This window comes from Gammaproteobacteria bacterium (assembly GCA_029884425.1).
In the GTDB taxonomy this organism is placed as follows: Bacteria; Pseudomonadota; Gammaproteobacteria; order S012-40; family S012-40; genus JAOUHV01.
The window spans coordinates 1-13,621 of sequence record JAOUHV010000033.1 but is presented as its reverse complement, the minus strand read 5'-3'; the positions used below and the strand labels follow the sequence as shown (position 1 = coordinate 13,621).

The 13,621-nt window shown below is 44.2% G+C and carries 10 protein-coding genes; 8 read left to right on the top strand and 2 right to left on the bottom strand.

All coding sequences use genetic code 11. The features are described from left to right. The first annotated feature begins 7 nt into the window (after positions 1-7). The 8 genes from OEW58_09575 to OEW58_09540 all read left to right on the top strand — a co-directional run bounded on the left by OEW58_09575 (position 8) and on the right by OEW58_09540 (position 7,299). A complete protein-coding gene (locus tag OEW58_09575; protein ID MDH5301598.1) occupies positions 8-2,212 on the top strand; it encodes a chemotaxis protein CheA in 2,205 nt (734 codons plus the stop codon). 10 nt (positions 2,213-2,222) lie between these two features. Further along, on the top strand, positions 2,223-3,296 hold the full coding sequence (locus OEW58_09570) for a chemotaxis response regulator protein-glutamate methylesterase (protein ID MDH5301597.1): 1,074 nt from the start codon (positions 2,223-2,225) through the stop codon (positions 3,294-3,296). 4 nt (positions 3,297-3,300) lie between these two features. Then, a complete protein-coding gene (locus OEW58_09565; GenBank protein MDH5301596.1) occupies positions 3,301-4,041 on the top strand; it encodes a flagellar motor protein in 741 nt (246 codons plus the stop codon). 41 nt (positions 4,042-4,082) lie between these two features. After that, entirely contained in the window at positions 4,083-4,913 is an 831-nt protein-coding gene (gene motD, locus OEW58_09560; protein MDH5301595.1) for a flagellar motor protein MotD, read from the top strand. Between the two features lie 70 nt (positions 4,914-4,983). After that, positions 4,984-5,787 carry a ParA family protein gene (locus tag OEW58_09555; GenBank protein ID MDH5301594.1) on the top strand — a complete coding sequence of 268 codons (804 nt, stop codon included), beginning with the start codon at positions 4,984-4,986 and terminating at the stop codon, positions 5,785-5,787. Positions 5,788-5,791: 4 nt separating this feature from the next. Beyond that, a complete protein-coding gene (locus tag OEW58_09550; protein ID MDH5301593.1) occupies positions 5,792-6,298 on the top strand; it encodes a chemotaxis protein CheW in 507 nt (168 codons plus the stop codon). Positions 6,299-6,380: 82 nt separating this feature from the next. Then, positions 6,381-6,842: a chemotaxis protein CheW gene (locus OEW58_09545; GenBank protein MDH5301592.1), complete on the top strand. Its 462-nt coding sequence runs from the start codon at positions 6,381-6,383 to the stop codon at positions 6,840-6,842. Positions 6,843-6,867: 25 nt separating this feature from the next. Continuing rightward, positions 6,868-7,299, top strand: a complete 432-nt coding sequence (locus OEW58_09540) for a DUF2802 domain-containing protein (protein ID MDH5301591.1) — start codon at positions 6,868-6,870, stop codon at positions 7,297-7,299. Positions 7,300-7,360: 61 nt separating this feature from the next. Here the strand turns inward: OEW58_09540 and OEW58_09535 are convergent, their stop codons facing one another. Next, positions 7,361-7,642, bottom strand: coding sequence for a hypothetical protein (locus OEW58_09535; protein ID MDH5301590.1), 282 nt, complete (start codon positions 7,640-7,642; stop codon positions 7,361-7,363). Between the two features lie 155 nt (positions 7,643-7,797). Continuing rightward, complete coding sequence (locus OEW58_09530) at positions 7,798-13,587, bottom strand: AAA family ATPase (protein ID MDH5301589.1); 5,790 nt, start codon at positions 13,585-13,587, stop codon at positions 7,798-7,800. Positions 13,588-13,621 lie beyond the last annotated feature (34 nt).

The following is a 13,621-nucleotide window of genomic DNA, read 5'->3' as shown; positions in this document are numbered from 1 at the left end:
GATTACCATGTCGTTTGATATCGAAGACGAAATAGTTCAGGATTTTCTCGTAGAGGCTGGCGAGATCCTGGAGCTATTGGGCGAACAGTTGGTAGATCTTGAGCAAAGTCCAAATGATTCTGATCTGCTAAACGCAGTGTTCCGTGGTTTTCATACAATTAAAGGTGGCGCCAGCTTCATTGGCTTGGATAACCTTGTCGAGGTCTGTCACAAGGCAGAAGACATTTTCAATTTGTTGCGCAACGGCGAGCGACAAATTACTGCAGGTATCATGGACGTGTTTTTGCGCGTGCTTGATACACTCAATGCAATGTTTGACACTGTGCGCGCGGGAAACTTGCCAGAACCTGCCGAAGCTGCACTGCTCGAGCAGCTTAAGCTGATTTTGTCTGGTGGTGATCCTGGTGGCGCAGATGATGCTCAGGGTGCATCTGAACAAGTTGCAGTAGCCTCGGCTGATGAACAGCTTGATCAAATGCTTAGCGATCCTGAAGTGCAGGCGCACGCCAGTGCGGAACCTGCCACTGGGGCAGATGAAATCACCGAAGAAGAATTCGAAAATCTGCTTGATGACATCCATGGCAAGGGCAAGTTTGCTGCAGCCCCCAAAGCTGAACCCGCAGCGCCAGCCACTACAACAACTTCTGTCCCCGCCGGTTCTGATGATATCACTGAAGCTGAATTTGAAGAGCTGCTGGACAAGTTGCATGGCAAAGGCAAATTCGTTGCTGCAGCTGCGCCTGCAGCGGAAGCACCTGCTGTTCCTGCATCGCCCCCCAAGGCGGCCAGTGCAGCACCGTCGAGTGAAGATATTAGTGAAGACGAGTTTGAAGAATTACTGGATACCTTGCATGGCAAAGGCAAGTTTGTAGGCGCACCTGTTGCGGAAAAACCGGCAGCTGCGGTGGCCAAGCCTGTGGCTGCGCCACCTGCGGCGAAACTTGCTCCGACAAAAGTAGCAGCATCACAACCCGCTGCTCCTAAACCTGTTGCCAAAGATAAAGACGACGCCGACGACGCCAAGAAAAAAGAAGCCGCACAAGCGGAAACAACGGTTCGTGTTGATACCAAACGCCTGGATGACATCATGAACATGGTGGGCGAGTTGGTGCTGGTGCGTAATCGGTTGGTGACGCTGCAAGGCAGTATGGCGAATGAGGAGATGACTCAGGCCATTGGTAATCTTGATTTAGTGACAGCCGATTTGCAGGCAGCGGTGATGAAAACCCGCATGCAGCCGATCAAAAAAGTTTTTGGTCGTTTCCCTCGCGTGGTTCGCGATTTGGCTCGCCATCTGAAAAAAGAAGTTCAGTTGGAATTACGCGGTGAAGAAACTGATCTGGATAAAAATCTGGTGGAGGCCTTGGCCGACCCATTGGTTCACTTGGTGCGCAACGCCGTTGATCACGGCATTGAAATGCCGCAAGTTCGTGAGGCCGCAGGGAAATCCAGAACCGGTACCGTTATACTCAGTGCCGAGCAGGAAGGTGATCATATTTTGCTGATCATCAGCGATGATGGCGGCGGTATGAATCCTAACAAATTGCGCCAGAAAGCGGTTGAGAAGGGCTTGATGGATGAGGATGCTGCCTCTCGCCTGACAGAAAATGACGCGTACAACTTGATTTTCGCCCCTGGATTTTCTACCAAGGATGAAATCTCAGATATTTCGGGTCGTGGTGTGGGCATGGACGTGGTGAAAACACGTATCGTGCAACTCAACGGTAGCGTGGAAATTGAATCACAGCAAGGTGTGGGAACGCGCCTGAAAATAAAAGTGCCATTGACCTTGGCGATTATGCCGACCTTGATGGTGATGTTGGACAAACAGATCTTTGCCTTGCCGCTGGTTAGTGTCAGCGAAATTTTCAATTTGGATTTGACCCAGACCAATCGCGTAGATGGCCAAGTGGTTATCATGTTGCGTGATCGTCCACTGCCAATTTATTTTCTCAAAAAATGGTTAATCAAGGGTGCCTTCGGTGAAGAAATGCCAAAACAGGGGCACGTTGTTGTGGTGACCATTGGTAATCAAAAAGTGGGATTCGTTGTCGAGCATTTGATTGGGCAGGAGGAAGTGGTTATCAAACCACTGGGTGCTTTGTTGCATGGGACAAAGGGTCTATCAGGTGCAACTATTACCGGTGATGGACGGATCGCATTGATTCTGGATGTGCCTAGTCTTGTCAAGGCATATGCTCGTCGTTACTAAGGGGTAATTTATGGCGATTCGAGTTCTTATTGTCGACGACTCCAGTTTTTTTCGGCGCCAGATTGAGCGAATTATTACTCAAGACCCACGGATAAAAGTCATTGGCTCTGCTGAAAATGGTCAAGAGGCAGTTGATAAAGTTCAAGAGTTAAAACCTGATTTGGTGACCATGGATGTGGAGATGCCGGTGATGAATGGCATTGAAGCAACGCGGCGCATTATGCGCACCTATCCGGTTCCTATCCTGATGTTTTCATCGCTCACTACCGATGGTGCCAAAGCCACGCTGGATGCGCTGGATGCGGGTGCGGTCGACTTTATTCCAAAAAAATTCGAAGATATTTCCAGTAATAAAGATGTTGCTGGAAAAATATTGTGTGAGCGAATTATTGCGGTGTCAAGACGTTCGCGCGTACAGGCATCGACAGCGGTTGCAAGCAAGACTGAAACATCCACAAAGCTTGGCAAGCCGTCGTCATCGTTGGCAGGTGGTTCTATTAATCGCAACGCCAAAGGCAATATCGATCTGGTGGCTATTGGTACATCGACTGGTGGGCCGGTTGCGCTACAAAAAGTGTTGATGGCTTTGCCCAAGGATTTTCCGGCTCCGATTATTATGGTTCAGCATATGCCGGGTACATTTACGCCGGCGTTTGCCAAGCGGCTTGATGGCATGTGCGCGATTTCGGTAAAGGAAGCGGCGGACGGGGATAAGCTGGAGCCGGGCGTGGCTTACTTAGCTCCCGGTGGAAAGCAGATGACTGTGCGACGTCGTGGCAATATCAGTACCTTGCAAGTTGTTGATGGGCAACCGTCGCAGACTTACAAGCCTTGTGTCGACATTACATTTTCTTCGCTGGCAGGACAGTTCAATGGTCGGATCTTGGCAGTGATTATGACCGGGATGGGAATGGATGGTACCGAGGGCTGCAAAAAACTTAAAACCGAGGGTGTGCTGGTTTGGGCGCAAGATGAAGCAACGTCCACTGTGTATGGAATGCCGGCGGCGGTTGCTGCAGCAGGTGTTACTGATAGAATTTTGCCGCTGGATGAAATCGGCAGTGAAATAGTCAAGCAGGTTTAGTCTCATGGATTCGCTTTCCTTTGTTGGCGCGGTGGTGGCATTGACAGCCATCCTGGTTGGACAAAGTATGGAAGGCGGGTCTGCATTATCATTGCTCAACGGACCCGCGTTACTTATTGTGCTGGGCGGTTCGGTCGGAGCCATCATGCTGCAATCACCGATTTCAAATTTTCGACGTGCGTTGCAAATTTTCCCTTGGGTGATGTTTCCTCCACAGCAATGGTCGCACTTGGCCATTGGCAAAGTGCTGGAATGGAGCGATATTTCGCGACGCAATGGTTTGCTGGGATTGGAAAATTCACTGGACCAGGAGAACGATCCCTATACGCGGAAAGCCTTGCAGATGCTGGTGGATGGTCGTGATCCGCTGGCGATTCGTTCAACGTTGGAAGTTGATATTGATTGCGCTGAACAGCGTGATATGGCTGCGGCGAAAGTTTTTGAATCCATGGGGGGCTATGCGCCAACCATTGGTATTATCGGCGCGGTTATAGGACTGATTCAGGTTATGGAAAACCTGTCTGATCCTTCTCTTCTTGGTGCAGGTATTGCGACGGCTTTTGTGGCAACGATTTACGGGGTTGCATTGGCCAATCTTTTTTTACTGCCAGTGGCGAATAAGCTCAAAGCCATTATTGAGAGCGAAACTCGAACGCGCGAATTGCTGATGGAGGGTATTATCAGCATTGCCGAGGGAGAAAATCCGCGCAACATTGAGCTGAAACTGAAAGGCTTTGTTGGCTAGTGCGGCGCGCATCGAGACGTCTAAGGCGATTTAAAAGCGGCTTGGGAAAGAGTGGCGAGAATGTCGATCGCTGGATGATTTCTTATGCGGATTTCATCACGCTGCTATTTGCTTTTTTTGTTGTGCTCTATGCCATTTCTCAAGTCAATGAAGGAAAGTACCGGGTTCTGTCAGAGTCACTTACCGAAGCCTTTGATTCTCCACCACGATCAGCAGAACCAGTGCAAGAGGGAGATATTAATCGGATCAAACGCGATACGTTGGTGGAGTTGAGAACTCACTCAGCAGGCAGTGATAGCAGCGAATCACCAGCAGCCGACGAGCAAATGCAAGTTAATTTGCGGGCAATGGCCGATGACATGCAGAAGGCGATGCAGGGTTTGATCAATAACGATCTGGTCGCGATGCGCCGATCGGATGATTGGCTGGAGATCGAGATTAGCAGCAGTGTCCTGTTTCCCAGCGGCGAGGCAGATTTCTCGGTTAATGCCGATCCGCTACTGAAGCGAGTAGCCAAAATATTGGCACCATTTCCCAATCCGATCAATGTGGAAGGCTTCACCGATAATCTACCGATCAACAACGACACCTATCCCTCCAATTGGGAATTGTCAGCCGCCAGAGCAGCCAGCGTTGTGCATTTGTTTGCCGGAGCGGGGATTGATCCCAAGCGCATGACGGCGATTGGCTACGGCGAATACCGCCCCATTGCTGACAATAATACCGAGGCTGGGCGAGCTAAAAATCGCAGAGTTGTTCTGGCTATTCTGGCTAAAGACATGAACGTGCGCTTTAAGGAAGCCCTGGAAAATGCCGATCGCAGACCACAGGATGGCACCGGATTTCCGCAATTAAAAACCAATGACAATTAAATGGCGCTCTTTGTGCATTAATTTTTCATGACCGCTGAGTTCGGAAAGTGGGAAGCGCTAGGAGGCTAGTTTGAAAGTTTGGGCCATTGCTAATCAAAAAGGCGGCGTCGGTAAAACGACGACGGCAGTCAATTTGGCGGGCTTGCTGACAGCGGCAGGCCGCAAAACACTGGTTATTGACCTGGACCCCCATGGATCAATGAGCACCTATTTAGGGTGTTCATCGCATGCCGTTGAGCAGAGCGCCTACCAGCTTTTTCAGGAAAAATCGCCAGGTATTTCTGCTTTGATTCAACCGACCAAGGTGCCGAATTTGAGTATTTTGCCGGCGTCACCAGCGATGGTTACATTGGATCGGCAATTGGGCGTCAAAGAAGGCAAAGGGCTGGTCATTTATGACGCGCTACAAAGCGTAATTGACGATTACGCGCATGTTCTGATCGATTGCCCGCCGATACTGGGGGTGCTAATGGTGAATGCTATGGCAGCGGCGCAGCGATTACTGATTCCGGTGCAGACCGAGTTTCTCGCGATGAAGGGTCTGGAGCAAATGGTTCGTACGCTGAAAATGATTTCGCAGGCGCGTGGCGAGGTGTTGCCCTATACCGTGGTGCCAACCATGTACGATAGACGTACCCGTGCTGCACGTGAGGTGCTGCAACATTTGCGCGATACCTATCCCTACAACATGTGGGACCACGTTATTCCGGTGGATACGCGTTTTCGTGAGGCTGCGGCGTTGGGTAAGCCGCTGTGTTTGCTAAGTCCGCGTAGCCATGGGGCGATGGCGTATCGGCGACTGCTGATGTCAGTGCTGATGATGCGTGATGCGCCGATGCAACCGACGTTGTCACGTAAGGAAAAGGTTTCATAGCGCCATGGATGACTTAGACAAGGAACAATTTGTCTTAGGCAATTACCTGCAGTCTTTGCTGAACGCTCCCCAGGTTGCATCGTCGGTGCCGAAAGGAACAAAGCGCAAGGTGCTGAGTTTTCGGGCGGGAAAATTTCGTTGTGCGGTGGAGTATCGTCATTTGGCGGGCATCATGCCAGCGAGCGGGGTGACGACATGGCCTACAGAGGCGCCACCATGGTTGATTGGATATCTTGCAGAAACGGTTCAACAAACCAAACTCATTGATTTACTGGGACTTGTACGTTCGACTCCGGTTTTTTCTGCTTTGGCGGGCAAACAATTTATTCTGCTTAATCAGGGATCTTTTGCCCTGCTGGTAGATCAGGTAGAAGGCGCTGCAAGTATCTATGATGAGCAGGTGACGTGGCAGACCGAGGATGGGCAGCGCCGCTGGTTGGCCGGTATTGAACAGGGGACGGGGTTGTTGCTTCTCAACGTATCGCAAATGGAATCGATGCTGCCTAAATAACCAGGAATGATTTGTGCAGAACAAGGCTTAACTGTTGGCTGTCGGATGATCGTCGCCGATTGAAATACTAGGAGAAAACACAATGAGCGAAGATCGCAAAGTACAAGATGATCGCTTGATGCGGTGGGTAACATTTCATCTGGATGGCGAGACTTACGGTATTAACGTTGATCAGGTCCGCGAGGTTTTAAGGTTGACGGAAATTGCACCTGTGCCAGGTGCGCCAGATTATGTGCTGGGAATTATTAATCTGCGTGGAAATGTGGTGACGGTGATTGATACCCGCAAACGATTTAGTTTGGAGTTTGTTGAAGCGACGGATAGTAGTCGCATCGTGATTATCGAAGTAGCAGGTCAGGAAATTGGAATGTTGGTGGATAGTGTTGCCGAGGTGGTGGATTTGGCCGCTTCGGCAATTGAAGTTGCACCGAATATCGGCAATGCAGAAACGTCACGCTATATTCAGGGAGTCACCAGCATTGATGGTCGTTTGTTGATACTTATTGATGTCAACAAGTTTCTCGACAGCAGTGAAATGGGCTAGGCAGCAGGGTTCTGAGGGGAGGCGCATGATGGGTGCAGACGCACTGTTTTCATTTCCGTTTGATACATCCATGTTGGTATCACTGGCCGTATTGGTCGGTATGCTGGGACAGGCTCGCCTTTTTCAGCGGAAATTGAATCATATGGCGCAGCATCACGCGGCTAAAATGCAGGCGTCACAAACAGAAATTCATGCCTTGCTGAGTTCGGCGGAAGGTATGGGTGAAAAGCTCAATCAATTGGAACAACGTTTACGCCAGCTAGAACAAAGACAAGATCAGATCTCCATGAAAGAACCGAGCGAGCAGATATACAGTCACGCTTTGCGTATGGTGCGTCACGGGGAAGATATTTCGACTGTTATGGAGCGCAGTGGTATTTCGCGCGGCGAAGCAGAGTTATTGCAGTTGTTGAACGGTATGAATCCGGGCAGGAAAGGCGACAAGTCCGCTGCGTAGCAGTATGAGAATGGAATAGAATAGAAGAACCGGAAAGAATTGCGAAGTAAGTATAAAGCCGTCAAGCTTGCTTGGCGGCTTCTTCGTTTTGCTCGTTGAATTTGTCCCACGCGTAGGAAAGTGCCTTGAGGACGACAAACGTGTCGGGCATGGTGCGTAATGACTGGTCACTCACGCGTTTGACAGCCATCTCCAATGTAAGTAACGGGTCTGCGCAAAGTAGCAGGGGTCTGGCTTGGAACCAGACGAGTTCGTTTGGGTTATTCAGTAGCTGCGTAATGATCTGGGTATGAGGTTCCCCCAGTTGTTGGAGCAGCAGCTTTCCCTTGTTGCTGATGGTCATAAAGCATCCCTTGTTAAAACGTTTTACAATATATATTCAATGCATTCAGCATGCCGAGCTCTATCGAGCTGCGACTATGTGCTAGCAAACCCTATCATGAGTTTGTCATCCGGATATGAATATATTATGTCAATAGCTAAAATGCCAAATAAATTTTATATCACTTCCGCAGTGGCCAGTTCTTGGTGATTAATTGCTGAGAGCAATTGACCCGGATCCAGAGGCAGGGAAAGTCGGCCGATACTTTCAGGGTATAGGGCGTTGCTGGCATGGTTGCCCAAATCGTCCAATAGAAAAATGGGAACATTTTCTTGAAGATGTTGAAGAAAACCAGTGACGACAGATGGGGTGTGTTCGTCACCACTGTGGCCAATGATCACCGCGGTAAGAGGGGGGCTGTCTTCACCGATATGTTGCATGGCGACATGCAAGTTTGAACAGCAAATGACATTAAAATCATCCCCAGGTAAACAGGTACTAATGAATGTAGATAGCGTGGGATCTTTGTGAATGAGTAACACAACTTTTGTATCGATTACAGAAGGAGTGCTTGTGTACGACGAAAATTTATTGTTGTGCAATTCCTGATGGGAAGTGTCAGCAATAGGGAAATAAAGTTGGAAACAGCTGCCAATATCATCAAATGAATGTACCTGAATGTGACCGCCAGTTTCATGCATGATTCCATGCACCATTGAAAGTCCCATTCCAGATCCCTTTCCTATTTCCTTTGTCGTGAAAAATGGCTCAAAAATATGAGAAAGATGTTGCCTGTTTATTCCTGAACCGTTGTCGAGTACTTGAAGAACAGCATATTTTCCAGACAAGTTCTGGTGGCAGGAGTCGCAATCGCCTTTTGGTTTTGTGGTGGCGCACAAATATATTCTTATGGTGCCGTAGTTTTGCATTGCATCTCTGGCATTAATCGCAAGATTAACTAGAACCTGGTGAAAGTGAACTGGGTCAATAGTTGTGAATAGATTTTTTAATGAAGAAGAAAGAGAAAATTTAATTGTTGATGGGAAGGTAGTGTCAAGCATCAGGACAATTTCAGAGAGCTGTTCAAAAATATTGATTCTAGTTTTTGAATGGTCAGTTTTTCTGCTAAAAGTCAACATTTGTTTGACTAAAGACTGTGCTCGGTTACCTGAGTTTAGGATTTCATTGAGATAAACATTCATTTTCCCTGATCCATTTTTTTCATTGAGGCGAATTGCTAATTGTGAAAACCCCATAATGGAAGTAAGAATGTTATTGAAATCGTGCGCAATTCCACCTGTAAGATGGCCAATTGATTCCATCTTTTGTGCCTGGAGTAGCTGATTTCTCAGCTTTTCCTGTTCAATTTGTGAATTCTTCCAGTCGGTAATATCTTGAACTATGCCAAGAGCTTTTTTGGGTTTGTTATTTCTTCCGAAAAATATGGTGGCCTGTTCACGCATCCAGCGGATAGAATTATCGGGGCGAATTATTCTGTGAATAATCTCGTAGTTTCCATCATAGAAAGATTTTTTCAATGACTGGTCGACAAGATCCTTATCGTTTGGATGGACAGAATTTGAGAATAGATCATAAGTCTTTTCTGGAGGATATATTTTACTAAAGCCAAACATTTCATATACGTTATTTGACCATAATAGTTTATTTTTTGATAAATCCATCTCCCATGTTCCTATGTTTGCATACTGTTGCGCTAGTCGCATTCTCTCCTCACCAGTTTTTAATTCCTCTTCATTGTTTTTTCTATGGACTATTTCCGATTTTAATTGATTCATTAACGAAATATTCTCAAGGTAAATCGAAGCGTGCTGCATATTGATTTGTATTATGGATACGTGTTTTTTAGAAAATATACCGGGAATTAGACTGTTATCCAGGTATATAATTGTTTGCTGGTTATTTTTGTGGAAAAACTTTGTGCATATAACTGACTTAATTGATTTCTCAATTACGCATGAGATATTTTTATAATCTTGGTTTGTTCCAGCATTATCTATTATGATGTCTTCATTTAAGTTTATTGTTTCTTTTATTATCTCCATGGGTATGGTTTTTCTTGTTATTATTTCATTAATTTCACTTGTTCCGTGATTGTCGACAATCATTTGAAGATGCAGTATCTTGTTTTCTTCTGTGAAATACGCCGCTCTTTGAGCTCCTGTAGATTCGATTATGTTGGTAAGAGTCTCGTATAATATGTCATTAATGCAATTTTTACTTGATAGTTTAATGTTTGTGCGAATTGCGCCGATGAGGTCTGTTTTTTCAAGATCAAGGTAGGTGTTTTCGTGGATTGTTGTTTGATTTGGTAATTTGTTGTTGTCTAAATAATTTAATCGGGTGATATATTTTATGTATTTTGATTTTAGTTGTTTAATTTTTTTTATGGCTCCCCATTCGCTATAAAAAGCGCATGCGATATTTGCATGTTTTGCACACATGTTTTCATCTTTTCCCATCAAGAAATCGGCATACATCTCGTTGGATATGGCTTTGGCATAAAGATTTGATGAGTTGCATGCTGAATGGATGCTTTTTATGAAAAATTCAGAAGATTTCTGGCGATTATCGGAATTTTTTAAGGCCAATAGTATGTAGAGCATGTATTCAAAGCTGGAGGGGTTATTTTGGGACATTATTCTATAATATTCGATAGTCTCCTCTGGTATGGTAGACGTATTATCGAAGAATTTAATGTTTATAGCGTCAAAGAAATAAAATTGTGACTTTGGAAACATTGCTATTGATGGATGTTGTTCTATATTTGACTTTGTTTTGAAAGAGAGATATTCGGCCCTTTTTTCTAGGGTGGATGATAATTGACCGGCTATGACGCACAGCCATAGGCCGCCAGGCAGGAATTTTTCTCTATCCCACTCGCTCTGTATTCGTTGAATGAATTTTTGCTCATAAAATGGGGTTGTTTCACTGCCGTCAATGGAGCATATGGCTATTTCTAGGCAGTTTATTGCATCTATGATCTTCCTATCCCCGGTTTTCTCAATGAATTTTTTGTTTTCGTCGATAACTTTTCGGACTTTTTTAAGTGGTGATCCACTAATGAATAGCGACCATGATGAAAATAGAGCCGCCCATGCGCCAAATAGATAGTCGCCATATGTTTTCGAATAATTTAGACTTTTTTCGTAAAGTAAGTGAGAGTGGTGAAAGTTGTTAAAGAAATACCCTATATAGTTGTTATATAGGTTATATACTTTTGGTTTAAATGGTGATGATGAATTGGTTATGTTGTTGATAGCTAAATCTCCAAAATATTTAGCTTCATTAAATCTTTTTCTTTCTATGCAAAATGCAGCGTAAGTAACATAGCCGAACTCTGATCCTTCATAATCTCCTTCAGTCAATGAAATTCTCGTCATATAGGTAGATATCAGATGCAGGTGATTTGTTAGTCCCGCGTAGTAGCATGCCTCCCAGAGTTGGCTAAGTAAGTCAATTTCTATGGAGGTATTATTATTTTGCAAGTTTGTTGAAGTCGTTATGTTTTTTGTTATTTTATTGTATATGGCGCTGATTTCATCAGATGCCTTTCTGGTTTCATGGATCACCTCTTCGATGCTGCCAGGAATAAAAATTCCTAGATCTTTGCATATTGATAACCCGATATTTACTGCCTTGAGGTAGGATCTTCCCATGTTGAGAAGTATATTCTTTGTTATTGCATAGGATTCAATCTTTTCACGGGGTGTTGATGCCAACGAAAGTGTTTTTTTGGCGAATTTTATAGCTTCAGATTTCTGTCCGGATAAAAATAGTGACTTGGTCTTAATGATTTCTATGTCAAATAAGGATGGGCGTATTCTGTTTGTTTTTTTATCGAAAAAATGTAGTGCTTGTGAAGCGTAATAGTTTGCGCTTGAGTATGCTCCTTGAGTTATTGACTGCTTTGCGCACCAATAATTTATTTTTGATGAAATGGATTTTTGATTATTGCTCATCAAAGAATATCTGGCTTTATTTATATGTCTTGCCAGGTCATAGTTATCGTAGCTTGTTTCACAGTAAACCAAATTGGAATATAGGGTTGTTGCGATATTTAAGTGAAGTAGTCCAATTTTATTATTGTCTATTGAAGAGTATATTGACTGTCTTGTTTGGTCGTGCGTGAAATAGAAGTCATTTTCTGATCTTAATATGATTCCACTGTCTTCAGCGCAGTGCAGGCTTCTCTCTAGATCTTTGATATTGTATCCGAAATACAAGAGCGTATCCTTGTTGAAATTATTACCAAGACAGGACGCTGTCTGTAGAATTTCTTTTGTTTCTTTGTCTAAATAATCAAATAATGTATCAAGGGTTTTTCTTATATTTGTTTCATCTTTCTTGGAGAGGGTTTCGTTTTTATTCCATTCCCATGTGTCGCTTTCTGGGTTTATGGATATATTTTTTACTTTGTACTGATTTAATATGCTTTTGACTGTATGAAATGCATTCCCGCCCGTTTGCTCGAAGGTGTATTTTGCTAGTTTTTGTGCTTGGGGCGCGTTCCAATTAAGCATTTCTTGGACTATTTTTGATGTTTCTTGCAATGATAGGTTTTTTGTCTTAATGATGATTGTTGGTTTTGATGGGTTGATGGCTCTTCTAATTCTGGATATTTTTTGTTTTTCTATCTCATCCGATCTATAGCTTATTGCCGTAAGCAGGCTGTTGGTGTTTGAAGCTATAGAGGTTATTAGTTCAATGGATGAATCCTCTGCCCATTGAATGTCATCTATATATAATATTGTAGGTATATTACATGATGAGATGGATTTGAAAAATTGAATTATTGTGTCGTTAAATCTATTTGAAGATTCATTTTCGTGAAGTGTTGATAATTCTGGTTGTTTTCCCAGTATCTTTTCGAAAGATGGACTTATTGATGTTATTATGGCGCAATTATCGCCTAAATCTCTATTTATATTAGATTCTATTGTTTCCAGTAACTCATCGTTTTCTTTTAACAGATCGGATCCAAAGTTTTCAATTGCTTGGGTGATGGCTGAATGTGGTGTGCTAATGCTATGTTCGTCAAACTTTCCCTTCATTATGAAGAGTGGGTTCTCTTTCTTTATTTCATCTAAGAATGTGTTGAACAGGTAGGTTTTTCCACTGCCAGATTCGCCAGATATGAAGGGTGTGTTTGGCTTTCCGGATAGAAGAAGATCAAAGCTTTCCCGTAATAATCTAAGCTGTGTGCTTCTTCCGTATATCATTTTGGGCGGCGCTATTTTTTGTTGATCTTTGACAGTATAAAGTTTTGTTGAATTGTATTTTCTTTTTATGTTTTGTGATGATGCTTGGAAAGTGATTAGTTCATTTCGTAGTTCATAAAAAGACTGGTATCTGTTTTCAGGCATTTTTTCCAATAATTTTTTGCAGATATTTGACAGTTCTTGAGGGATTCTTTGTTTGTTGAGTTTCGGTTCCGGGGCTGGCTTGGCTGTATGCATGTGAATGATTTCGATTGGATTGTCGCTGGTGAATGGCGCTACCCCATTTATCATTTCGAACAGGATGATTCCCAGAGAATATAGCTGACTTCTTGCATCAATGGGCTTTGTTATCCTTCCCAGAGACTCAGGTGATAAATAGCGAAGACTGTAAGTGTCTAGCGTTTTTTCTTCGGCTGCATATTTTGCTTGTTGGGCAGTCTTCTTCAATATAATGCCGGGAGATAAGAAAGTGGATCGGTAATCGTGGGAGATGAGGATATTTTTAGGATTTAAATTAATTATCGATAAATCAAGTTCTTCGATATATTCAAGTGCGCTTAGAAGGCTGAGAGTGATGTCGATGATACTGGATTCATTGAGTGAGTTTTCAATGAGGTTATAGAGCACGTCGCCATCAATGTTGTGGTTGTAAAAATAGTAATAATTACTGTCTTCACTATATTCGATGAGTGAGCAGATGTTGGGGTGATTCAGCTCGGGCAGCAACGCTCTGTATTCGGCATCGGTTGAATATTCCCTG